This is a genomic window from Mailhella massiliensis (genome assembly GCF_900155525.1).
GTDB classification, from domain to species: Bacteria; Desulfobacterota; Desulfovibrionia; order Desulfovibrionales; family Desulfovibrionaceae; genus Mailhella; species Mailhella massiliensis.
Genome location: NZ_LT706942.1, coordinates 22953 through 44848, shown reverse-complemented (window position 1 = coordinate 44848; position 21896 = coordinate 22953). Strand labels below are relative to the sequence as shown.

The following is a 21896-nucleotide window of genomic DNA, read 5'->3' as shown; positions in this document are numbered from 1 at the left end:
CATCACATCCATGAGCTTTCAGCAGAGTTTGTCCCTCATGACGCGCATCATCCGTTCAAACATTTCCCGCAGTCCCTTATGAGGAAAATAATTCAGGCCATTAAAAGCACTGCCGTCCAGCTGAATATGAATTTCTTCGGCATAACGCTTCTGCTTCTCCTCATCACAGTCAAAAACAAGCCTGCTTCCTCTTCCCATAGATGAAACAAGTTCCGCCATTTCCCGAATGGTCGAATATGTCTCAGGGTTGGAAAGATTATAGGCTCTGCCGTTTTCTCCCAGAAGCAGAACGGAAAGTATGCTGCGCACGGCATCGGATGTATAAAGATAGTCGCGCTTTGTCGTTCCCATGGTATGGAGAACAATATCCGCCCCCGCCAACGCGGCACGCGCAAACTGCGCGTAAACACGGTTATCCGTATCGGGTATGCCTGCACCGAAGGTCAGGGTCGGGCGCACTATCTTCACGGGCACCCCATACTGTGAGGCATAAGCTACACACAATGTTTCCGCCATGCGCTTGCTCTGGGGATAGCTGCTGCGTATGGCCAGTGGGTTGATTGATCCGCTTTCTTCTTCCCGCACCCGCTCATGATCAAGCTTCCCATACACTTCCATGGATGAAATATAGACAACGGAACGAGAAGAATGCTGCCGTGCGAAATCAAGAATATTTCTGGTGCCGTCCAATGTTGTGGTGATAACGTCTACCGGCCTGGAAATGAAATCCAGGCTGGCCGTCGAACTCGCCGCATGGATAATGTAATCCGCAGCCATACTCTGCGGAAAAGCATCCCTCACATCCGCCACATGAAAAACAAGCTTTGTTCCCCAGAAATGCTTCTGCCCGGCAAATACCTTTTCCGCCTTGACCATACTGCGGACCACGGCACAGATACGCATGCTCATACCGCGGCTTTCGGCGGCATAAAGAAGAACCTTAACAAGAAGAGAACCGATAAGTCCTGTTGCTCCAGTTACCAGTACAGTAGCACCGTTCAACTTCTCCCACGGGATAACCCGATCGGAAACAACCTCCGCCATGTCTTCAACAAGAACAGGATGTTCAGAGCACCACGATGACTCTTTTTGCATATCACACCTCATTTATTATAATATATTTACAGTTTTCATCATATTATTACATTCCCATAACCTGCATGCTTTCCTGAGCATTCAAAATTCCCTTGAAAAGATAATAATCTATGGGGGTAGTAATTTTTATATTTGAAGTAGAACAAGATACATAGTGAAGTTCATGACCGTAATGCTGCATAAGAGCAGCAGAATCTATCGCATCATTGATACCATCCTGCATAGCTCTGCGATGACATTCAACAATGTCGCGTACCTTAAAAGACTGGGGAGCCTTGGCTATGATACACTGGGGACGAGGTAAAATTTTATCAATCGTCCCGTATTTTTCTACGAGACAAAAAGTTTCAATGGCATTTGAAGACGATATGGCAGAACCAAACTGTTGTACGGAACTGATATTTCTGGAAATCAAATCTTCATCTATGATAGGTCTGACCCCGTCATGAATCAGAACGACATCATCATCGTTGGCGTATTTGGCTATTTCAAAAAGACCATTTCTGATGGATTCCTGTCCTGTACTTCCCCCGGGAACTACTACTTTCACTTTCGAAAGGTCATAATGCGCAATTAGCGAATGCATCAGCTTTATATGCGATTCCACACAGACGACAACGATACCATCTATGCTTCTGTGCCTCTGAAAATGTTCTATAGTATAAACAATGATAGGCTTCCCAAATACTTCAAGAAACTGTTTAGGAACTCCATGCGTATGCATCCGTTCCCCGACTCCACCAGCAAACACAAGCGCATAATTCATTTCACATTCCTTTTACTTAGTTTTTCAATAAAACACGCCACACGTTCAGCACTATGACCATCACAAGCACTCATATACTTTTCCCATATATGGTGTTCGTCATTATTTAAATAGCGTATCTTTTCTACAATCTCCTGTGATGAATGGCATACATATTTTTCACCGACAAGCTCTTCTGGTTCAATATAAATCCCTCTTTCTTTATGTTTGTATCCTATGATATCAGAAATAAATAGAAATATAGGGCGCCTGAAAAAGGAATAATCAAAAAGAATAGAGGAATAATCCGTTACCAACACATCCGACATAGCAAGACAATCTTCCTGCAACAAAAGGGAAACATCTTTCCATCCCTCTGGTACATCCTCCACGACAGAAGGATGCCTTCTCAGCAAGAAACACCAATCCTGCCCCAGTTTCGCCTGAAGAAGCGCAACATCAAGCTGATACCTGTGGGTACGCTTTCCCTGCATATCGCCCGACCGAAAGGTTGGTGCGTACAGGAGCAGTTTTTTTCCCCTGCATTCTGGAAACATATGAAAAAGTTTTTCATGAGCCTCTGCAATATCGCAGGTATATAACCTATCCGTACGCACAAGCCCCAGAGGAAGAACCTGTTTAGGATTTAAATTAAATGCCTGAGCATAGTTATTAATCAATTTTTTATCTGATATAATAAACCAGTCAATATTTCCGTGAATTCTGTTAAGCCGCCTTATTTCAACTTCAACATCTATATGATTTCTTATGGCATCAAAGCCGACATATTTATAAAGTCCGCTACTATGCCATACCTGAACACAGACGGTTTTGTCTTCGATTCGTAAATTACTTACCATCGGAGACGACTGATCCATAACCAGTACGCTTGATCTGGATATATTCCATAGAGCGGAAAGACAGCATGTCGTTCCATCTATACGGACGGATTTCACCTTTTCATGCAAGTACTCCCAGAGAATATCAAGATTGGAATAACTGCGACTTGTCCCGCACTCGATAAAACAGATGCGTGAAGTTCCCGGGAACAGGCAGAAGAGCTTATAAAGCAATTTGCATAGCTGTTTTTTCCAGTATTTCATCTTCATTCCTGAACTCGCCTTCAAGAAAATCCACTCTGCGCTTCCCTCTGCACAAGGACTCATACCGTTTAACTACAGCCCTACCGCCACCTTGGTGGCCACGGCAATCTGGTAGAGTACCTGAGAAATACTCTTGGCCAGTTCCAGATTCTTGGTATCCACGCGGGGCATGACCAGAATGCGGTCTCCAGCATGCACGCCCAGTTCCGCAATGGGGCCCACCTCCCCGTTCATGCGCGCAACAAGAATGTTGTCCTCATCCGCACGGTCGGTAAGGCCGCCCGCGCTCTTCACATAGTCTTCCGCCTTCATGGCGGCATCGAAGGTCACGGCCTTGGGCAGAAGCACCTCGCCGGACACCTGCACCACGTCGCTCTTCTGCGGAATGACCACTTCGTCGCCGTCTTCCAGCAACAGGTCGCGCACCTGCCCGCCCCGGCTCACCACCACCACGCCGTCGGGCGTGAGGCTTGCCGCACGATGGATGAAGTCCTGCACCAGTTCCGCCTCGCGCACGCGGATCTCGGCCTCCTCCGCCGTGGCGGACGTGGCCGTGAGCGCGGAACGCTCCAGGCGGTGCAGCGAATCTTCCAGTATGGTCTTCTGCTGGCGCGCCACGCTCTGGCGGCGCACATACACGGCGGAAACGTCGGCAAGGGCCGGGTCCACCTCCACATAGGCAAGCAGGGCCCGCAGCGTGGTGCTGTTCTTTACCGGGAAACGCGATGCTCCGCGTATGGCGCCGCTCACCGAGGCCATGATGGTGCGGCCACGCGTATCGGCCACGAATTCCACGCTGTCCCCGTCGGCAAGACGCATGGAGGAAAATTCCTGCATGGTCATGTACTCATTGAAGGGCCTGCCGCCCCGGATGCCCGTAACGCTCACATGCGTGGCGCTGGAAAGCGGGCTGCCGTAGGCAATGAGCTGCGAGCCCGTGGCCTGCCCCTTGAACTCATACCGGGCCTCCTGCCGCAACATGCCGCAGGCCGCCACACTCACCCCGCGTTCTCCCACAAGGATGACGTCGCCTTCCTTCAACCGGATGTCGGGCATGTTGCCGTTGAGGGCGAAATCATAAAGATCAAGACTCGCCACCACCTTGTTGCCGCGCTTCACCTTCACGTTGCGGAAGGTGCCCCGGTTCGGCGTAATGCCCCCCGCCCTGTCGAGGTACGACATCACGGAATCCACGGGGCTGCCCGCATAGCGGCCCGGCTGGTTCACAAAGCCCGTCACATACACGGCCACGGGCTGGGAACTCTGGAGATTGACGTAGATGTTCACGTTGTCGGTGAATACCGAGGCAAGGCGCGAGCGCACCGCCCCCTGCAAAGCGGACTGCTTGAGCCCGGCCACACGCACAGGCCCAACTTCCGGCAGAAAGATGTTGCCCTGCTGGTCCACGGGCAGCACGTCGTCATAGGTTTTCGCGCCCCATACGCGCACCATGATGCGGTCGCCGGGCAGAATGACATAGTCGCCGTTCATGCCGTCACTGTAGGTGCCCGCAAAATTTCCCCGGAACAGATTGGCCCCGAAGGGAGCAAGCAGCGCGGAGGCGGAAGGCGACAGACTCCCCTGCGCCCAGGCGGGCGGCGCGTCCATCACCGTGGGGATGGACTGCTTTTCCCGGTACGGGGCCGAAGCGTCGAACACCGGATAGCCCCCGGGCGTGGACTGGGAAACCACATTCATGCCGTTTCTGGCCGAGGCAGGCAGCCCGCCCTGCATGGGCGTGCCCGATGCCATGGAAGAGCCGCCGTACTGCGCCGCCCCGCTGTAGTTCTGGAGCGGATTCTCCGCTGCAAAAACAGGCTGAGCACAGAGCGTGCAGAGCGAAAATAGTATGCCGGCGTGGTATATCGCTTTCATATTAAAATCCCGCATGTTCTCGGATGGACGCCCATACCAGCGACACGATGCCCAGAAGGAGCAGCAGCGCCGCAAACACATAGAGCGTGAAAAGGAAGGGCCGGGGGTACAGAGATTCGTCCGGCAGCGTGGGCTGCTGATACGCCACCACATAGCGCGACTGCGCCATCTGCTGGATGCGCGCCTGCTCCAGGGAGGTCATGGCCGAAACAAGCTGCTTCTGGGCAAATTCCGCCTCTATGGTCAGGTCTTCGTACTCGGCCACAAGGGAGTTCAGGTTGCCCTGCACGGTGCTCTGCCCGGCCACGCGCAGCTTTTCTTCCCCAAGCTGCTTTTCCACCGCCGCAAGGCGCTGGTTCAGCGACTTCAAAAGCGGAGCTTCCGCGTTCATGTACGATTTTGCTTCCGATATCTGGGTGCGGAGCGTCGTGGCCTCGGCTTCCAGCCGCGTCACCAGTTCCTGAAGACCGGCCGCCGTACTCTTGGGGTCGATGAGATTGTGGGTGTCGCGGAATTCCCGCATGGCGCTCTGCGCATGGCGTACACGCTCTTCCGCACGGCTCACTTCCTCGCGCGCAAGTTCCACCGCATCGTGGCGTGCCCGCTCGTTCATGGCGTTCACCAGAGCTTCGCTGGCGGAAAGAATGGCCTGATTGAGTTGCTGCGCCATGTCCGGCGTATAGGCGCGCACGTTCAAATTGATAATGCCGGTATCCGGGTCCAGCTCCGGTGTGATGACACTGTGCCAGTAAGTGATAAGCTCATCCTGCGTTGGGTTCTTCCACAGTCGGGAAATAATATCATGACTGCTGTCAGTATAGTGGTCGACAAACTTCAGCTCGCTATCGATGCGCCGGGCAAGATCGAGGCTCTTGATATAGTCTTCCAGGATATAGACGTCATTGCTGGTGGAAGATGACTTCAGAAAAACGGAAGTGATATCCGTTCCCACAGAAGCGGAACCCGTCTCCGCAGAACGTATGGCGAAGGAAGCCTGGGAAATATACATGGGAGATGCAATCAGCAGAAAATAGCACAACGCCAGTGCGACGGGTGCTATAATCATGGCAGGCAGACGATATTTTTTATACTTCACAAGAATTCGACTGAATACAGTTTCCTTTTCAACTGGCTGTTCCGCAACTACAGGGAGAACTATCTCTGTGGAAGAATTAAAAGCTTCTTCCTCCTGTCGTTTGTTCAGTTCGGTAATCTTGTTGCTTGTATATTGATAAATATATTTGAGCCGTTTTATTCTTTTCGTTTGTGCTTCAAACTGCTTTTCCAGTAATGCAACTGTTTCAGCATGGCTGCGTTGTTCCTCTTCGGAAGGAAGTGTCGACACATCTACAGCCTTTAATTCTTCCAGCGAATCCGCAATGCGCCTTCCTTCCAGACGTGCATGCTTCAGAATATCCCGAAGCCAGACTTCATGCGTGGTGGCAGACTTCAGCTGACGTGCCAGTTCTTCCTGTCCAGCAGCTTTGGTCATCTGTTCCTGCCCCTCTCCTTCATTGGCGACAAGAGGCGTAAGCTTAGACTGTTCCATCACAAACTCCCTTATAGGCCGTCAAAGCTTCATCAAGTGCAGGAAACAAATGGAGGCGACCATCCTTCAATATGGCGGCATTGTCACAGTTCTTCTTGATGACGGAAGTGCTGTGGGCAATAACCAGCAATGTGGAATGCTTCCTCCGTTCGGCAAAAATACGCTGGGCCTTTTCCCGGAAGGAGGCATCGCCCACGGCGTAGCCTTCGTCGATAAGGTAGAAATCAAAACCGATGGCCATGCTCAGCCCGAAGGCCAGCTTGGCTTTCATGCCCGAGGAATAGGTGCGGATGGGCATGTCCATGTAGGGCCCGAGTTCGGAAAAATCCTCTACGAAATCGGTCACCTGCTTGATGTTTGCCCCGTAGATGCGGCAGGTGAAACGCATATTCTCCCGCCCGGTAAGGCTGCCGTGAAAGCCCCCCGTGAACCCTATGGGCCAGGAAACACGGCTGGTACGCCTCACCGTTCCCTTATCCGGTGCTTCCGCACCGCAGATAACGCGCAAGAGCGTGGACTTGCCCGCGCCGTTCAGCCCGAGAATGCCCATGCTCGTCCCCTCATGAAACGTATAGGAAATATCGTTCAGCACGGTTTTCCACTTCCCGTTTCCCATACGATACCGCTTGGTAATGTGCTTAAGTTCTATCATCGCAGTTTCCGCCGGACGTAACGCTCAAGCAATAACCCAAAACACAAGGATACGACTGTGCACGATACAAGATAAAAAATACTGTACGACATAGCTCTGTACCCTTGAGATATGCTCATTCTGCATATTTCAATCAGTTGCAGCATGGGATTCCACCACGCATAATCCATCAGATAGGAAGGAAGGCCAGAAATGGAGAAAAAAAGGCCTGAGGTGAAAAACATGATGCGCAGGACGATGGAAACTATTTTCTCCGTTACCGGGAAAAGGACATTGAAGGCATGGCAGACGAGCCCCACTCCGAGTCCAAGAAGCGGAGTAATGATCAGGGTAAAGACGAGCACGGAAAAATTACTGATGTGAAAGTACACGCCGAAGGCCGCCGACACAGCGATAAGGATGAGGGCGGAAACGATTTCCTTTCCCCAAAGAACCACCATGCGCCCCAGCATGAGATCCAGCGGCGTGACCTGAGGAAAGGTCAAAAGCGCCATATTCCCGGAAACGGCGCTGATGCACTTGTTCACCGTCCCTCGAAAGATGGAAAAGATGCTGAATCCTGCCAGAAGAAAAAAAATGATGGGCATACCGTGCGGGGGATGAAAGCCCATATAGGTGCGCAATCCCCAGAAAATGACGATCCCCATCATGGTATCGAAAAGCGCCCACAGATAGCCCAGGCGGGAGGTGCCGTAGATGGTATGCACCTCGCGCATCATCAGGGCATAGATGACGCGACCCTGCACAGTAAGCGCGCTGTCCATGGCTTATCTCTGCACGTTTTCAAAAATCGGCTCGGCCGTCGTCCAGCCCGAAGCATCTCTGCATGCGGCAATGCGGTGGGTGATGCCCCCGGCGCGAACCGCCGCCCTTCTGCACGTCTGCCCGAGGCCGGACGTGTAGGAAGATTCCAGCATCACCAGGCTGTCCATACCGAAAGGCGTGGGCATGTAAGCTTCTTCCCCCACCTGCATGCGGGAAAGCGCCAGCGCAAAGGCATCCCCGGAAGGCGCCGCCGCTTCCGCGGGCGCAGAAGGCACGGAAGGCTGCTTCTGTACGCAGCCCGAAGCAAGGGCACAGACAAAAAACGACACCGCAAGGCACGCAAAGGCCCTGCCGCCTGCGCGGAGGCTGCCCGGAACAAGGCGAACAATCATTGGAAGGCCCCCTGCGAAGGATCGGCCTGACCGCCCTGCATCTGCGCCTGAAGAAGAAAAGCCTCGGAGGAATAGTGCCCCAGGCGGCTGCGTACATCCTTGTACGTTGCCCCGTTCTGAAGCAGCGAATGCACGAAGATATGACGAAGATCGTTCAGACGCAGGGTGGGACGCCCCAGCTCGCGGCGAAGCTTGTCCCAGAAGGCGAACACCGTGACCACCCTCTCCCCCGTGGCGGGGCGGAAGAACAGCCACGGCACATCGGCACGCACGGGCAGCTCGGCAATAAGCCTGACCGCCGCCTCGCTGAGCGGCAGGCGGCGCACAATTTCGGAGCCCCGGCGTACGGCAAGGCTGCGCCCGGGAAGGTCCACATCTTCCCGGCGGGCATAGAGAATTTCCGACTTGGAAGCCCCGGTCAGAAGCAGAAGGTGAATGGCCTGCGCTGCAATATTGTTCCGGTACAGGTTGAGAAGAGCGATGAGGCGCTGCTTTTCCGAAGAGGAAAGCACCTCCGGGCAGCGCGGCGCGCTGCGGCGGCACACGGCATGGCGGAATGCCTCGTCGCTTGCCAGCACATGCCAGCGTACGGCGCAGTTCAGAATATACTTCACCAGCCAGAACAGCCGGTAGCAGGTATTATGCGAAAGCCCGGCGGCAAGGAGCTTTTCCTTCCACTGATAGAGCTTTTCTTCATTAATATCCTCAAGCCGGCATTCCCCCAGGTAGGGCAGAATATGCCGGTCCACATACCTCACATCCGTCTGCCAGCTGCGCTTGTGTTCCCTGATGTAGGGAACATACCTGGTATGAATGAATTCGCTCAGCACCACACGCCCCGCTGTTTCGTGCAAGAATTGCAGTTTTTTCAAGGGGAAACGTACAAGTCCCCCCTATTAACAGAAGATATGACAGCAGGGAGCGTTTTCTTTATATATTTCAATATGTTATATGTTCCAAACTTCCTGTTCTTCCGCTATAAACTGACAACACGAGAAAAACCTGCGCTACCGTCTTGAATAGTATTATTTTTTTTATAAGAAAAAATAACATGTTAGTGATACCTCTCTCTTTTTCACCCTTGTCAGAATTCTGATATTTGCTATCGTACGTTCATATCTTCTGTTGTGAAAACAAAAGGATACAGAAAAGGCCGCGTTCATTGCCCTGAACGCGGCCTTTTCTGTCTGCTGAAAGAGAAAAAACAAGGCTCTTGAAAACGCTCCGTTCCTCCACAGAAGCCGGCATAAGTCGTTCCTGTCAGCCACAAATCCTCCGTATCGGAGCCGACAGCAAAACTCCCCATCGCTGCCCCGCAGCCTGAAGCGCCCCTTATCAAAAAATCGACAGTTCCAGAAAAACAGAAAGAAACATGTAACCATACGCCATCACATCCATAGCAATCCCCATATCAAAAACCTGACCCAACCCTTCCATGACATTTATTATATTCTTTATTATATAATATTGTACAACATTATTCCTTATTTTTCTATAACAACAATAAGACATCAACGTATAATAACGTGCAAAAAACTGAATATTCTAACATTTATCATATTGTTCTTGTCATAAAAAAGAAACTATACCTTTCTCATGCCTTTACAGCAAAGGCTTATGAACCCCGATCTCTTTAATACATGTGATGTATGGATGAAAGGTTGCCATACAAAAAGGCATCGGGAAAACATGGAAGGTATGGTATGAAAAAAATTCTTACCCTCATGCTTGCGGCCGGAATGACTCTTGCTGCGACAGGCGGCGCTTCCGCCGTAGATCTCAAGGTCAGCGGAACGTACGATTTCTCCTTCAGCGGCTCCGACAATCTGAACGGCAGCAATTCCTTTATGGACTCTTCCGACTACCGCCACAACACCGGCCGGGAACTGAATCAGCGTCACTTCGATGCGTATCAGCGGCTGCGGCTCGGCATGGAATTCACCATGTCGGAACAGCTTTCCGCCTTTTATCAGGCCCAGGTGGGCATATTCACCTGGGGCGGCCCCTATAAGGGCGCGAGCAAGCAGGAAAACGACGGCGGCGCTCTGGGAACCCGCGCAACCAACATCACCACCCGCCTCGCCTATCTGGACTGGATGATTCCGCAGACCGATATCCAGGTGCGCATGGGTCAGCAGGAATTTCTGCTGCCCAACTATGTGGCCGGAAGCCCCGTCATGGATGACCCCGCCACCGGTGTGATGATTTCCGCGCCCATTACCGACACCTTCAACGCCAGCGGCTTCTGGATGCGCGCCGTATCCGATCCGCTGAAGAACGCCTACGGCGAGTATGACTATGATGATGCGGATGTGGATCTCTTCGGCCTCGTCGGCGATCTGAAGTACGACTACTTCCGCCTCACCCCCTGGGCCATGCTCGGCCACGCGGGGAAGAACTTCAGCGAAGTATCCAACGCCGGCCCCACCGCTTCCGGGCTTCTGCCCTTCAACGGCATGAACCGCCTCTCCTGGGATAACGGCGCCCTGGTGGTCACGCCCGACGGCTCCGACTCCACCGTCTGGTTCGCCGGCATAGGCGGCGAAGTCACCATGTTCGACCCGCTGCGCCTCGCCATGGACTTCTATTACAGCGGAACGGATAACGGCGCATCCTCTCTGGAACGTGAAGGCTGGTATCTGGCCGCTCTTGCCGAGTACAGACTGCCCTGGTTCGTCCCCACCCTCAAGGGCTGGTATGCCTCCGGCGACGACAGCAAGGTGACCAACGGTTCCGAGCAGCCGCTCTACCTTTCCGGCGGCTTCAAGCCCGGCGCGAGCTCCTACTTCAAGGGCCGTTTCAACATTGCCAACACCATTGATAACGGCAGCGCAGGCGGCACCTGGGGTATCAGCGCACAGCTCAACAAGATAAGCTTCATCGACGATCTTTCCCACGATCTGCGCGTGACCTACTTCCGGGGCACCAACAGCAGCAACATGCCCAACATCATCAACAACGTGTACGGCGGTTCCGTATCCCCGGCCGACTACCTCACCACCCGGGACCACGTTGTGGAAGTGGACTTCGACACCACCTATCAGATCTACAAGAACTTCGTCTCCGTACTGGAACTGAGCTACGCCTTCCAGGACTTCGACGGCAACGTGTGGAGAAATGCCGCCGGAGAAAGCGGCGACTTTTCCAACGCCTGGCGTGCCGCTTTGAACTTCCGGTACAAGTTCTAGTATTTGATCCTCCGCCGCCGGTCTTCTCCTTCCGTCATTCCGGGAGAAGACCGGACCCTCCGGCGAAAGGATGTAAAAAGGCCGGCGTCATGCCGGCCTTTTTCTTTTCCTTCAAAGTACGGTACGCCTGGCCCCGGATATATGTGCTGCCCCGAAAGGCGCGCTTACCGTTTCACCACGCCCGCGCCGAAGAACAGCGCAGCGCACAGCAGCACCACCACTCCCATGGCCGTCTGCAGGCCTGTCGCAGCCCCCAGCATGCCGATAAGCGGAGGAATGAAAAGCTGCCCGCTTGCGGCCAGCATGGAAAGAAAGGCCGTCACCGTTCCCGTCGGCAGATCGCGCCGCCTGCCCGCCGCACTGAAAAGCACCGGCACCGTCACGGAAAGCCCCATGCCCATGAAGGCGTATCCCGCAAGGCAGAGAACAGGCCAGGGAGAAAGAAGCGCCGTGAGCATACCGCCCAGCGCACAGCCCGAGCATACGCGCATAAGCAGGGAATCGCCGAAATGTTCACGCAGCCTGTCGCCGAAAAAGCGCATGATCACCATGGAAATGGAAAATGCGGCATAGGCGAGCGCGGCCGTCTCTTCCGAAGCACCCTTCACTTCATGCAGAAGCAGCACGCCCCATTCGCCTACCGATCCTTCGGAAGAATAGGAGCACAGCAGGAGCAGACCGAACACCAGCACCCACAGGGGCGGCCGGCGCAGGCGTTCGCCCCTCTCTCTTCTGCGCGGAGTATCATGCAGAAGGTTGCGGGCAAAGAAAGGCAGAAGACACACCAGCACCAGCGCTACGGCAAGGAAGTTTCCGAGAGGCGGAACATCGAGCGCAGCCATGCAGGAGCCGAAAAGCGCCCCCAGAAGCCCCCCGGAGCTGTAAAGCGCATGCATGGAGGATATGACCGGGCGGCGCATGGCGCTTTCCACCAGAATGGAACCAGCGTTGATGCCCACATCATTCACGCCTATGGCAAAGCCCAGAAGGGCAAAGCAGCACGCGGCGGAAAAAAGCCCGGAAACCAGCCCCAGGCAGGGAAAAAGCGCAATAAGGAAAAGGGATGCGGCCGTAAGCACGCGGCGGCAGCTCGAACGGGAAATGGCAAAGCCCGCCAGAGGGAAGGAGCAAAGCCCGCCGAGCCCCATGCATAAAAGCACCATGCCCACATCGGCATCCGTCAGAGAAGCCTGCGCCTTGAGGGCAGGCATGCGCGACATCACGCTTCCGTATGCCAGCCCCGTAACGGCAAAAAAGAAGGAACAGGCCCAGCGCGGGCCTATGGTCGGCTTTTTCATGTTCATATTCCTCAGCCGAAGCAGACTCTGAAAACGCAGGGAGTCCTTCCGGCACACGAAGTTCTACAGCGGTACGGAGCCCGGGCTTCTTCCGCATCAAGGGGCGTTTCAGCCATGCTCCGCGCCCGAGGGCAAGCTCTAGGCCTGAGCGTACGCCGTGTCAAGCCGCCCTGTACTTCACCGGGGAAACAGGCTACGGTGCCGCATGGAGGAACGCCATGGACAACGCCTGCGCATGGTGCCGGACGCATGATCTGCTGCGCCGCTATCACGATACGGAATGGGGAGTCCCCGTGCATGACGATACGCCGCTTTTCGAGCATCTCATGCTGGAAGTCATGCAATGCGGCCTGAACTGGCTGCTCATGCTGAAAAAACGGGACATCTTCCATCGTGCCCTGGCGGACTTTCACGTAAAGGAGCTTGCCGCCTTCACGGAACGCGACATCGAAGCCGCGCTGCTTGTCCCCGGCATGATACGTTCGCGCCGCAAGGTGGAAGCCGTTGTCGCCAATGCCCGTGCCTTTCTGGCAATGCAGCAGAAGTACGGCTCCTTTCACGACTGGCTCTGGAGTTTTACCGACGGGCACATGCTTGTGTACGCCGGGCACGACGGCGCCGTCCCCGCCAGAAACGAACTTTCCGACCGCATAAGCGCCGGGCTGAAGGCGCACGGTTTCCGCCACCTGGGCAGCATCACCGTCTATTCCATGCTTCAGGCCTGCGGCATCATCAACGACCATGAACGCACCTGCCCCCGTTTCCACGCCGTCATGCAGGGAGCGAAGGTCGCCCGGATCAACGATGAAACAGTCTGACGCGCCCAAATCCCCGGCAAGGAGACGCCATGAAACTTTTTTCCGTTGCCCTGACCGCCTGCCTGATCCTGAACGCGGGCTCCTGCATCGCCGCCGAAAACGTCGTATCCACCTACACGGAATCCTCTTCGTCCGTCAGCTTCACGGCATCCTGGCAGAGATCCGGCCTTTCCCTGCCCGACAGGATTGCCGATGAGCTTGTCGCCCGCAAGGCGGCCGAATTCCGGGCGACGGCCCAGGAAGAACACGCCGCTCTGCAGGACATCCGGGGGGAAGAAACTCCGCCTCTGGAAATGAACCTGAAAGGAACGCTTTCCGGCAACGGCAGAACGCTTTCTCTGCTGTGGGAGGAATACGTCTACACGGGCGGGGCGCACGGCAACCTCATTCTTTCCTCGCAAAACCATATGCTGCCCGGAGCAGAGGTCTTTACCCTCGCCGATCTTTTCCCCCGTAAGGACAAGGCGCTGAAGCTCATCAGCGAACTTTCCCGGAAAAAACTCCTTGCCCGGGGTCTGCCCGAAGACATGGTGAACATGGGCACCGTGCCGGAAGAAGAAAACTTCTGCACCTTCGTGCTGGAAAAGGACGGCATCACCTTCTATTTCAGCCCCTATCAGGTAGGCCCCTGGGCGGAGGGGGTGGTCACCGTTTCCCTGAGCCTCGGGGAACTTTCCGGCGCAGCTCCGCGCATGTCGTTCTGGGAGTAATCCGCCGCACAGAGCGTTTTACCTGTGAAAAAGGTAAAACGCGAGGCGGCGATACCGCGTCGCCCGGCCCAAAGTGAGCGGAAAAACCGCGCTTTTCCGCAAAACGACAGGACGTATGATTTGAAGGGCAAAGCATTTCACACTAAAATGCTCTAAAAACTTTCCGTCAAAAAGGCCGTGGAACATGTTCCACGGCCTTTTTTCGCATCATGCCTTCAGCGCGCTTCAAAAAGATGCGCCTTCATGGCCTCTATGCGTCGCCACGAACGCTCCAGCCTTTCCCCGCTCACCTCTCCGTTGCGCACAAGATCGAGAACGGCCTGAAGAACCTTCTCATGAAGCACAGGGTCATGCTTCAGATAGTTGCCGAAAAGGAGAATATCGTTGCCTGCAAGAAGCGCCAGCCGCACACGCTCTTCCAGAGACCGCCCTTTGTACACGGCCCCCATCTGAAGATCGTCGCTGATGACGACGCCGTTCCAGCCGAGTTCCCGGCGAAGCAGGCCTTCAATAACTGCGGGAGAAAGGGATGACGGCAGCACGGCATCCATGCCGCCGTGATGGATATGGGCCACAAGCACCATGCCCGGCCAGCCTCTGCGGAAGGCTTCCCGGTAAGGCAGAAGTTCCTTTTCACTCCAGCTTTCCGTCACGTCCGGCAGATCGTGATGGGAATCCTTTCCCGCGCTTCCGAGCCCCGGAAAGTGCTTGAGCGCGGGCAGAACGCCCGCCTCATACAGTCCGTCGGCAAAGGCGAGCGCCCGCTTCGTCACCACTTCGGGCTGCGAACCGAAAAGACGGTCGGCATCGCCCAGGCCCGGACTCACGGGGGAAAGGCGAAGATCCACCACCGGAGCAAGATCTACATTGATGCCGAGGACGGCCATTTCCTGCCCTGCACGAAAGCCCAGAACGTGAACGTCCTCCACGCTCATGCGCCCCATATCTGCGGCGGAAGGCAGCGCGCCGAAACCGCGCTCCGTCTTCAGGCGGCGCACCCGGCCTCCTTCCTGATCCACGGCGATGAGCAGCGTACGGGGCGATGCGTTCTGAAGCGACGATGTCAGCGCCTTCAGCTGGGCGGGAGATTCTATGTTGTAGCTCTCCCCGGCCTTCTTTCCCTTATCAAAAAGAATGACGCCGCCGATGCGCCCTGCGGCCACGGCCTCCAGCACGGAAGGCGGTGCGCTCGTTCCCTGAAAACCTACCATGATCATGCCTCCGGCCATCTCCTCCAGCGAGGGGGACTCCCCCTTCTGCCGGATGGAACAGGCCGAAAGCAGAACGCCGCACAAAAAAAGCGTGAAAAAGAACAGTCTACGCATGTTCCGCCCCCTCTTCAGGGAGAACGGGGGGAAGTTTCCCCTGGGCATGGAGTCCGGCAAACTCCCGCAGCGCAGCAAAAAGCAGAATCTTGAAGTGGCGGTTCACATCTTCCTTGCGGTAGGCAAACACGGTGCTCAGCGTACGGGCCATATCCCGCTGTACGCAAAGCATGAGCAGATACGGCGCCATGACCGTGATGATGCAGCTTTGCAGGGCAGGGTCCTCCCGCGGAATCCCCGTAAGTTCCGACAAAAGGGAACCTATGCTTCTTTCCTTGGAAAGCGTTCCCGCCAGAAAGGCCACGCCTCCCAGCGGTGAGGGACTGATGAGTTCATGCGCCCATATTCTCGCATACCAGCTCTGCCCATCGAAGGCAGTGTCGATATAGGCGTCGAGCACTCGTTCCAGCTTCTGTTCCACCGGAAGATCGGCCGAGGTGATGACGGCCATCTCCCTCTCGTTCACAATGTGTTCGTGCACCTCGTCCAGCACGGCGCGGTACAGGTCGTCGCGGCTGCCGAAGTAGTAGTTCACCGCAGCGATGTTGACGCCCGCCTCACGGCAGATCATCTTGCTTGTGGTGTCGGCGTAGCCGTGTTCGGCAAAGAGGCGCACGGCCGTGACGAGAATCTGACGGCGCGTGGCCTCACCGTCTTCGCGGGAATGTTTCTTGCGGGAAAAAAACAGCATTCGGGAGCAACCTCTCATAGGAGCATGTTCCGGGAACGTCATGGCCGGAAGCGGCGCACGTTGCCGCGTCGAAACCGTTGCGGCACAGCCTTCCGGCGCACCATACCGCAGGATGCGCCGGGCCGCCGGAACGACATCTTCAACATACGGCAAGAAGAAACGTCCCGCAACGGCATGCCTGCCCCGGACATCCCGGATAAAAAACGCAGAGAACCGCGGGCGCAAGGCATGACCCGGAGCGCTCGGAAACATGCCTGCGCGCTCCGTGCGCGCGTGAAGGAAGGAACGGGAAAAAGAAACTGGGGCATTGTGGACGGCCATGCCCCAGAACCTTACACAACCGCAGGGGGTGGCAACGCCATGCGTATCTCTTCATGACGCCTCGCCGTCCTTCCCCGCAAAGCGGTTTGCGCTCCCGGGAATGGAGAGGGCTATCCCGGGCGCGCCACGAGCGAAATTTCTCCCGACAGGCGGGAACCTGCCGCCTTTGCAGCGGCAAATAAAATCTAAATTTGAATTTGAACTACTCTCCCCTTTCTGTCAAGGCAAAAAATATTTTTCCCCTTTCCGGCGGATACCTTGCCGGAAAAAACGTCCCCCTCCTTGACAAAAAACAAAAAACTGGCACAAGAGCAGCCGCATACGCGGTACGCCCGGAAAAGACGTTGTAAATACAGCGTAATCCGGGTCCGTCCGGTATTTTTGCCGCATACCGGAAATGCCTGCGGCAGCATAAGACACATGGCCCGTCCCCTTTCGCAGGAGGGAATTTTCCCGCCCTGCCAAAACGCTCCACTCAAGGAGTTTTTCCATGGTCCATCTCCCCGCCGCAAGCCACAAAGCCACGCTTCTCGGTCTTACCGCTCCCGTATGCTGGGGCATGTCCGTCGGTCTGGTGCGAAGCATCACCGAACAGTTCGGCCTCGCCGCCGGGCTGACCATACTCTATGCCGCCACCTGCGTATTTCTGGTCTTCTTTCTCGGTCTGCCGAAGCTGAGCGCCTATCCGAAAAAATACCTTCTTCTGGGGATTCCTCTGGCCAATGTCTGTTCCATCTGCTTTTCCCTGTCGCTCTTTCTTTCCGACGGCGGGCAGCAGACCGTGGAAGTGGGCATGGTCAACTATCTCTGGCCCTGCCTCGTCGTGCTTTTCGCCGTACTTTTCAACGGGCAGAAGGCCCGCTGGTGGATAGCTCCGGGCGTCATCATCAGTTTTCTCGGCGTGATGATGGTGCTCGGCGGAGAACGGGGCATACAGCCCGGAGAGATATGGATGCACGTTCAGCAGAACCCGTGGAGCTATGTGCTCGCCTTCTGCGGCGCGGTGGCCTGGGCCGCCTACTCCAACTTCACCAGAGCCTGGTCCAACGGGCAGAACCCCACGCTCATCGTGTTCGCCATCGATACCGTGCTGTTCTCCTCCCTGTGGGCCGCCGGCTACGGCGATATCTCCCATGCTTCCTTTATGGGCTGGCTCAGCGTCGCCATCGGCGCCGTGGCCATGGGCGGTTCCTATGCGGCATGGAGCTATGGCGTCACCCGGGGCAACATCACCATTCTGGCCATAGCATCTTATTTCACGCCGGTGCTCTCCTGCCTGTTCGCAACCCTGTGGATAGGAGCCAGCCTGGACGGCGCCTTCTGGAAGGGCGTGGCCGTCATCGTGTTCGGTTCGCTTCTGTGCTGGAGTTCCACCGTCATGAGAAAATAGAGCAAAGCCGCAAGCAGCAAAGCCCGCCTTCCCTTTCTCCGAAGCGGGCTTTTTTCCGGCTCTCCGGCAGATACGGACTTCGCCGGGCGTGTTCCGAACGGCGAAACGGAGAAAGCCTCAGGCTCCGGCCTTCGCCGCGTCGTGGGCGGCGCGAAGCTGACCGCAGGCGGCTTCTATGTCCTGCCCCTTGCTCTTGCGCACGATGGCCGTGATGTCCTTGGCCCAGAGCGCCTTTTCAAAGCGCAGAAGCTCTTCCGGCGTGGGGGCCTGATAGGGCGTGCCCGGCGTGGGATTGTAGGGAATGAGGTTCAGCTTTGCCTTGAGGCGCGCGCAGATGCGCGCAAGCTGACGCACATGTTCGGGCTGATCGTTCACCCCTGCAATGACGAGGTATTCCAGAGTAATGCGTTCCCTTGTCTTCAAAGGATACTGTTCCAGCGCGGCAACAAGATCATCCAGATGCCAGTGCGCGGCGCGGGGCATGAGCTTTTCCCTCAGTTCCTGATTGGGGGCATGGAGAGACACGGCAAGAAACGCAAGCCCGCTGTCGCCGAATTCCCTCATGCCCGCCTCAATGCCGCAGGTGGAAACCGTGATGCGGCGGGGAGAAAAGGCCAGCCCCCGGGGATGCTCCAGCGTGCGCAGCGAATCCATGACGTTCTTCAAATTGAGCAGAGGCTCCCCCATGCCCATGTAGACGATGTTGCGGATGATGGGCCGCTCCGGCTGCGTGTCGTGCACATGGGCGCGGGCCACCTGAATCTGCCCCAGTATCTCGCCCATGGTCATGTTGCGGGAAAAGCCAAGCTTCCCCGTACTGCAGAAGGAACAGGCCATGGCACAGCCCACCTGCGTGGAAACACACTGCGTCATGCGTACGGAAAGATCGTTGGGACGCTTGGGCGCTTCGCTGGGAATGAGCACGGTTTCCACAAGCTGCCCGTCGGCAAGCTCCAAAAGAAACTTGGTCGTACCGTCGGAACTCACACGCACATCGGCAATGGAGGGCCAGCGTATCTCCGCAAGGTCGGCAAGCTTTTCCCGGTCGCTCTGGGAAATGTCGGTCATCACGTCGAAGCCGGTTGCGTTCTTCGCCCATATCCACTGCCACAGCTGCATGGCACGGAACTTCTTTGCTCCCAGCTCCTCTACAACGAAGCGTTCAAGGGCGGGATAGGGAAGGTCGCAGAGATTGACTTTGCTTGATGTGAGCATGGCATATCCTCAGGCCGCGGAGCGGTCAGTTGCTTGTGTCGCAGAAATGGCGTTCCAGTATGTCGTCCAGCTCTTCCCAGCTCGTGCAGGAAACGATCTGCTGGCGCAAAGCCCTCGCCCCATCCAGATTCTTCACATAACGGGGAACGAAAGTACGCATTTTCAAAAGGGCAAGAAGAGGCGAGTAACGGCGGGCAAGAAAGGCATGACGGCGTATGACGAGGGCAAGTTCCGCCCTGTCCGCAGGCACATGATCGAGAGCATCGAAGGCCTGCTGCACGCCTTTTTTCGCTTCCGCCCCGGCCACTTCCGAAGCCGAAAGCGGAGACGACGGCAGTTCCCCTTCCAGCGCCCCCTGCGCGATCATTTCCCGGTGTCTTGCAAACACGGCGGGATTCTTCAGCGCGCCGCGCGCGTACATGACTGTGGATGCGCCGGTTTGACGCAGTACGCGGATGCCGTCCTGCGCGGTGAAAAGGTCGCCGCTCGCCACCACGGGCACGGAAAGTTCGGAGGCAAGTTCGCCTATGGCGGAAAAACGCGGCAGCCCGGAAAATCCCTGTACCGCATGACGGGGGTGCAGCGTCACCCAGCCTGCGCCCATGTCCGCCAGACGGCGGGCAAGGTCGAGATACACCTCATGTTCGGCATCCCAGCCGAGGCGCAGCTTGAAGCCCGCCCTGCCCGGCCCTGCCGCACGGATGACGGCCTCGGCCACACGCAGAGCATTGGGCACATCGCGCAGCATGGCCGCCCCCGCCCCGGTTTTCGTCACCTTGGGCACGGAACAGCCCATATTCACGTCGAACCACGAAAAGCCCCGCTCCCGAAGAAGTCCCACGGCCTTTTCCATGAACGGCGCTTCCGCGCCGAAAATCTGCACCACCAGCGGACTGTCGCTGACAAGGGAACCGTCGTCCAGCCTGTCCCCATCCGGGGCCGTGCAGGCCAGAAGTTCCTCGGTATTGCGGCCGCCGTACACCAGGCCCTTGGCGCTTACCATTTCCGTACAGCACACGGCGGCCCCCATCTCCCGGCACAGCAGGCGGAAGGAAAGGTCGGACCAGCCGGCCAGAGGGGCCAGCCACGGAGTATCGGGACGGAAGGAAAGCGCGGTCATGGATGATCCTTAAAGCAGACGAATCGGAAAAACATGCAAGGCACGCTTCTCACGGCAGGGAAAAACACGGGAAAGACGAAACACCGCATTCAGCGGAGGCACTCTCCGCCTCACAGAAAAAATGCGTTCACCGCTTCCGCTCATGGAAACTCCGGCGGGAAAAGCGGCGTTTTCCGGCGTTATCCATAGCAGGCGGAAAAGCTTATGGCAAGGCTGGCTCCCGGCCCGTACCATGCCGGGAGGAGCGGGCAACCACGGCTGCATCCACTCTTGACGCTCCTGCCCTGAGCAGACAGTCCGCAGCTCTCTGCAGCGTGGCCTTCGTGGTGCATACGTCGTCGATAAGCAGCACATGCAGGCCGTCCAGCCGTCCGACCGCCTCGAAAGGCTGAGGGAGCTTTCTGCGCTCCTCCCTGTCCAGCATTGCCTGGGGCGAAAGCGATACGCGCTTCACCAGAATATCGGCCCGCACGGGCACGCCGAGGGCCTTCGCCACGGGGCGGGCTATTTCCAGGCACTGATTGAAACCTCTCTCTCTCAACCTGCCGACATAGAGAGGCATGGGAATCACCACGGAAGGCAGAGGAGCGGCCTCATAGTGCAGGGCGCATACTCCGGCAAGGAGCGCTCCCAGAAAATCAAGCGCCGCAAGGCTGCCGCCGAACTTTGCGCGCAGCACAAGATCGCGCAGCAGCCCCTCGTACACGCCGAAAAACAGAAACTCGCTCCAGGGAGGCAGATGGACCATGCATTCCGAACAGCTTGTGCAGGGAGCATCCTCCACCACGGAAGGTTCCCCGCAGTAGGGACAGAATCCCGACGTCCGCCGTCTGACGCGTTCCGCGCACTGCGGGCAGAGAAAAAAGGCCGCCGCCTCTTCCGGGGAAAGCACGGTCCCGCGCGGAAAAAACGCCGGTTCAAAAGGTTCACGGCAGGCCACGCAGCGCTTTTCCCGAAGTCCCAGGGCGGAAAAAAGACTCTCCGCCCACGACGACGGCATCGGAAAAAGCCCCGAAAGGCGTGCCCTCACCGTTTTTCCCCGGCAAAGGCACGGGCGTATTCCCGAATACGTTCCCGGCTCTGCGCGCTTCCGGCCAGAGCGGAAGGCCCGTCCAGCCCGTAGAGGCAAAGAGGCGCACGCCATTGCATCCCCAGCGTGAGCGCCATGTAGCGGAGCGTTCTTTCCGCCCCTTCAAAAAGCTTTTCTCCCCTCGGCCGGGCGCCGAAGAGCACGGCGGAAAGCGTACCGCCTTTTCCCGGTCTTTCCGCACAGGCCCAGAAACGCTGCGCGCGATCCACCCAGGCCTTGGCCTGCGCCGGAATGTGATAGAAATACACAGGGGAAACGACTATGCAGAACCGTGCGCGGAGCATCTCGTCAAACAGCGCCGCAGCACCGTCCTCCGGGCCGTCCAGCGCGCACCGGCCGGGATTTTCACCGCAGAAGCCGCAGGATATGCAGGGCCTCACCCCGCAGTCCGCCACCCTGCGCAGCGTGCTGCGGCCGGGCAGGGCCTGCTGCAGCAGAGAGGCGGCAAAATCGCTGTTGCCCCCGCGGCGCGGGCTGCACGCGGCAAGAAAAAACTCTTCCGCCATGGCTTCTCCTCCGCACGAAACTGCGCCGGAACGAGGCGTTCCGGCAGC

The 21896-nt window shown here is 56.7% G+C and carries 21 protein-coding genes; 4 read left to right on the top strand and 17 right to left on the bottom strand.

All coding sequences use genetic code 11. The annotated features are described in order from the left end of the window. Nucleotides 1–18 precede the first annotated feature (18 nt). The 9 genes from CZ345_RS02680 to CZ345_RS02640 form a co-directional block, all read right to left on the bottom strand. Nucleotides 19–1095: an NAD-dependent epimerase/dehydratase family protein gene (locus CZ345_RS02680; protein ID WP_162274917.1), complete on the bottom strand. Its 1077-nt coding sequence runs from the start codon at nucleotides 1093–1095 to the stop codon at nucleotides 19–21. Nucleotides 1096–1141: 46 nt separating this feature from the next. Beyond that, a complete protein-coding gene (locus CZ345_RS02675) occupies nucleotides 1142–1861 on the bottom strand; it encodes an IspD/TarI family cytidylyltransferase (RefSeq protein ID WP_077071660.1) in 720 nt (239 codons plus the stop codon). After that, nucleotides 1858–2943 (bottom strand): CDP-glycerol glycerophosphotransferase family protein, encoded by a 1086-nt coding sequence (locus tag CZ345_RS02670; RefSeq protein ID WP_077071659.1) that lies wholly within the window; start codon nucleotides 2941–2943, stop codon nucleotides 1858–1860. Before CZ345_RS02670 ends, CZ345_RS02675 begins: the two co-directional genes overlap by 4 nt. A gap of 72 nt (nucleotides 2944–3015) precedes the next feature. Continuing rightward, the gene (locus CZ345_RS02665) at nucleotides 3016–4818 is read right to left on the bottom strand and encodes a polysaccharide biosynthesis/export family protein (protein ID WP_077071658.1); all 1803 of its coding nucleotides are present in this window, start codon (nucleotides 4816–4818) and stop codon (nucleotides 3016–3018) included. A 1-nt stretch (nucleotide 4819) separates the two neighbouring features. Further along, nucleotides 4820–6367 carry a KpsE/RkpR family capsule polysaccharide export protein gene (locus CZ345_RS02660; RefSeq protein ID WP_239446593.1) on the bottom strand — a complete coding sequence of 516 codons (1548 nt, stop codon included), beginning with the start codon at nucleotides 6365–6367 and terminating at the stop codon, nucleotides 4820–4822. Beyond that, on the bottom strand, nucleotides 6354–7019 hold the full coding sequence (locus tag CZ345_RS02655) for an ABC transporter ATP-binding protein (protein ID WP_077071657.1): 666 nt from the start codon (nucleotides 7017–7019) through the stop codon (nucleotides 6354–6356). Before CZ345_RS02655 ends, CZ345_RS02660 begins: the two co-directional genes overlap by 14 nt. Continuing rightward, on the bottom strand, nucleotides 7016–7783 hold the full coding sequence (locus CZ345_RS02650) for an ABC transporter permease (protein ID WP_077071656.1): 768 nt from the start codon (nucleotides 7781–7783) through the stop codon (nucleotides 7016–7018). The genes CZ345_RS02655 and CZ345_RS02650 overlap by 4 nt, the downstream gene beginning before the upstream one ends. A gap of 3 nt (nucleotides 7784–7786) precedes the next feature. After that, nucleotides 7787–8176, bottom strand: coding sequence for a DVU3141 family protein (locus CZ345_RS02645; protein ID WP_077071655.1), 390 nt, complete (start codon nucleotides 8174–8176; stop codon nucleotides 7787–7789). After that, complete coding sequence (locus tag CZ345_RS02640) at nucleotides 8173–9030, bottom strand: tyrosine-type recombinase/integrase (protein ID WP_162274916.1); 858 nt, start codon at nucleotides 9028–9030, stop codon at nucleotides 8173–8175. Before CZ345_RS02640 ends, CZ345_RS02645 begins: the two co-directional genes overlap by 4 nt. An 849-nt stretch (nucleotides 9031–9879) precedes the next feature. Between CZ345_RS02640 and CZ345_RS02635 the strand changes: the two genes are divergently transcribed. Next, on the top strand, nucleotides 9880–11364 hold the full coding sequence (locus CZ345_RS02635; protein WP_077071653.1) for an outer membrane homotrimeric porin: 1485 nt from the start codon (nucleotides 9880–9882) through the stop codon (nucleotides 11362–11364). Between the two features lie 164 nt (nucleotides 11365–11528). On the opposite strand, the gene CZ345_RS02630 is transcribed toward CZ345_RS02635, so the two are convergent. Then, complete coding sequence (locus CZ345_RS02630) at nucleotides 11529–12662, bottom strand: MFS transporter (RefSeq protein WP_162274915.1); 1134 nt, start codon at nucleotides 12660–12662, stop codon at nucleotides 11529–11531. Between the two features lie 218 nt (nucleotides 12663–12880). Between CZ345_RS02630 and CZ345_RS02625 the strand changes: the two genes are divergently transcribed. Together CZ345_RS02625 and CZ345_RS02620 are read left to right on the top strand one after the other, a co-directional pair. After that, nucleotides 12881–13480: a DNA-3-methyladenine glycosylase I gene (locus CZ345_RS02625; protein ID WP_077071651.1), complete on the top strand. Its 600-nt coding sequence runs from the start codon at nucleotides 12881–12883 to the stop codon at nucleotides 13478–13480. A 29-nt stretch (nucleotides 13481–13509) separates the two neighbouring features. After that, nucleotides 13510–14190 carry a DUF3298 and DUF4163 domain-containing protein gene (locus tag CZ345_RS02620; protein WP_077071650.1) on the top strand — a complete coding sequence of 227 codons (681 nt, stop codon included), beginning with the start codon at nucleotides 13510–13512 and terminating at the stop codon, nucleotides 14188–14190. 215 nt (nucleotides 14191–14405) lie between these two features. Here the strand turns inward: CZ345_RS02620 and CZ345_RS02615 are convergent, their stop codons facing one another. The 3 genes from CZ345_RS02615 to CZ345_RS02605 all read right to left on the bottom strand — a co-directional run bounded on the left by CZ345_RS02615 (nucleotide 14406) and on the right by CZ345_RS02605 (nucleotide 17019). Then, complete coding sequence (locus tag CZ345_RS02615; protein ID WP_077071649.1) at nucleotides 14406–15515, bottom strand: glycoside hydrolase family 3 protein; 1110 nt, start codon at nucleotides 15513–15515, stop codon at nucleotides 14406–14408. After that, nucleotides 15508–16206, bottom strand: coding sequence for a TetR/AcrR family transcriptional regulator (locus tag CZ345_RS16475; protein ID WP_077071648.1), 699 nt, complete (start codon nucleotides 16204–16206; stop codon nucleotides 15508–15510). The genes CZ345_RS02615 and CZ345_RS16475 overlap by 8 nt, the downstream gene beginning before the upstream one ends. 540 nt (nucleotides 16207–16746) lie before the next feature. After that, the gene (locus CZ345_RS02605) at nucleotides 16747–17019 is read right to left on the bottom strand and encodes a hypothetical protein (protein WP_077071647.1); all 273 of its coding nucleotides are present in this window, start codon (nucleotides 17017–17019) and stop codon (nucleotides 16747–16749) included. Between CZ345_RS02605 and yddG the strand changes: the two genes are divergently transcribed. Beyond that, nucleotides 17018–17917 (top strand): aromatic amino acid DMT transporter YddG, encoded by a 900-nt coding sequence (gene yddG / locus CZ345_RS02600; protein WP_077071646.1) that lies wholly within the window; start codon nucleotides 17018–17020, stop codon nucleotides 17915–17917. The two genes, CZ345_RS02605 and yddG, sit on opposite strands and share 2 nt — an antisense overlap. Before the next feature lie 117 nt (nucleotides 17918–18034). Here the strand turns inward: yddG and rlmN are convergent, their stop codons facing one another. From rlmN to CZ345_RS02580, 4 genes are all read right to left on the bottom strand, one after another. Beyond that, complete coding sequence (gene rlmN / locus CZ345_RS02595) at nucleotides 18035–19132, bottom strand: dual-specificity RNA methyltransferase RlmN (RefSeq protein ID WP_077071645.1); 1098 nt, start codon at nucleotides 19130–19132, stop codon at nucleotides 18035–18037. Between the two features lie 25 nt (nucleotides 19133–19157). Beyond that, the gene (locus CZ345_RS02590; protein WP_077071644.1) at nucleotides 19158–20252 is read right to left on the bottom strand and encodes a tRNA dihydrouridine synthase; all 1095 of its coding nucleotides are present in this window, start codon (nucleotides 20250–20252) and stop codon (nucleotides 19158–19160) included. Between the two features lie 202 nt (nucleotides 20253–20454). Beyond that, nucleotides 20455–21252: a ComF family protein gene (locus tag CZ345_RS02585; RefSeq protein WP_162274914.1), complete on the bottom strand. Its 798-nt coding sequence runs from the start codon at nucleotides 21250–21252 to the stop codon at nucleotides 20455–20457. 26 nt (nucleotides 21253–21278) lie between these two features. Further along, the gene (locus CZ345_RS02580; protein WP_077071643.1) at nucleotides 21279–21848 is read right to left on the bottom strand and encodes a flavodoxin family protein; all 570 of its coding nucleotides are present in this window, start codon (nucleotides 21846–21848) and stop codon (nucleotides 21279–21281) included. Between the last annotated feature and the right edge of the window lie 48 nt (nucleotides 21849–21896).

Excerpts from the sequence above, each read along its gene's own strand:
- yddG (WP_077071646.1), top strand. The coding sequence starts at position 17,018 with ATGGTCCATCTCCCCGCCGCAAGCCACAAAGCCACGCTTCTCGGTCTT.
- CZ345_RS02620 (WP_077071650.1), top strand. The coding sequence starts at position 13,510 with ATGAAACTTTTTTCCGTTGCCCTGACCGCCTGCCTGATCCTGAACGCG.
- CZ345_RS02645 (WP_077071655.1), bottom strand. The coding sequence starts at position 8,176 with ATGATTGTTCGCCTTGTTCCGGGCAGCCTCCGCGCAGGCGGCAGGGCC.
- CZ345_RS02625 (WP_077071651.1), top strand. The coding sequence starts at position 12,881 with ATGGACAACGCCTGCGCATGGTGCCGGACGCATGATCTGCTGCGCCGC.
- CZ345_RS02650 (WP_077071656.1), bottom strand. The coding sequence starts at position 7,783 with ATGGACAGCGCGCTTACTGTGCAGGGTCGCGTCATCTATGCCCTGATG.
- CZ345_RS02630 (WP_162274915.1), bottom strand. The coding sequence starts at position 12,662 with ATGAAAAAGCCGACCATAGGCCCGCGCTGGGCCTGTTCCTTCTTTTTT.
- CZ345_RS02655 (WP_077071657.1), bottom strand. The coding sequence starts at position 7,019 with ATGATAGAACTTAAGCACATTACCAAGCGGTATCGTATGGGAAACGGG.
- CZ345_RS16475 (WP_077071648.1), bottom strand. The coding sequence starts at position 16,206 with ATGCTGTTTTTTTCCCGCAAGAAACATTCCCGCGAAGACGGTGAGGCC.
- CZ345_RS02615 (WP_077071649.1), bottom strand. The coding sequence starts at position 15,515 with ATGCGTAGACTGTTCTTTTTCACGCTTTTTTTGTGCGGCGTTCTGCTT.
- CZ345_RS02590 (WP_077071644.1), bottom strand. The coding sequence starts at position 20,252 with ATGACCGCGCTTTCCTTCCGTCCCGATACTCCGTGGCTGGCCCCTCTG.
- CZ345_RS02680 (WP_162274917.1), bottom strand. The coding sequence starts at position 1,095 with ATGCAAAAAGAGTCATCGTGGTGCTCTGAACATCCTGTTCTTGTTGAA.
- rlmN (WP_077071645.1), bottom strand. The coding sequence starts at position 19,132 with ATGCTCACATCAAGCAAAGTCAATCTCTGCGACCTTCCCTATCCCGCC.
- CZ345_RS02670 (WP_077071659.1), bottom strand. The coding sequence starts at position 2,943 with ATGAAATACTGGAAAAAACAGCTATGCAAATTGCTTTATAAGCTCTTC.
- CZ345_RS02605 (WP_077071647.1), bottom strand. The coding sequence starts at position 17,019 with ATGGAAAAACTCCTTGAGTGGAGCGTTTTGGCAGGGCGGGAAAATTCC.
- CZ345_RS02585 (WP_162274914.1), bottom strand. The coding sequence starts at position 21,252 with ATGCCGTCGTCGTGGGCGGAGAGTCTTTTTTCCGCCCTGGGACTTCGG.
- CZ345_RS02635 (WP_077071653.1), top strand. The coding sequence starts at position 9,880 with ATGAAAAAAATTCTTACCCTCATGCTTGCGGCCGGAATGACTCTTGCT.
- CZ345_RS02665 (WP_077071658.1), bottom strand. The coding sequence starts at position 4,818 with ATGAAAGCGATATACCACGCCGGCATACTATTTTCGCTCTGCACGCTC.
- CZ345_RS02580 (WP_077071643.1), bottom strand. The coding sequence starts at position 21,848 with ATGGCGGAAGAGTTTTTTCTTGCCGCGTGCAGCCCGCGCCGCGGGGGC.
- CZ345_RS02675 (WP_077071660.1), bottom strand. The coding sequence starts at position 1,861 with ATGAATTATGCGCTTGTGTTTGCTGGTGGAGTCGGGGAACGGATGCAT.
- CZ345_RS02660 (WP_239446593.1), bottom strand. The coding sequence starts at position 6,367 with ATGGAACAGTCTAAGCTTACGCCTCTTGTCGCCAATGAAGGAGAGGGG.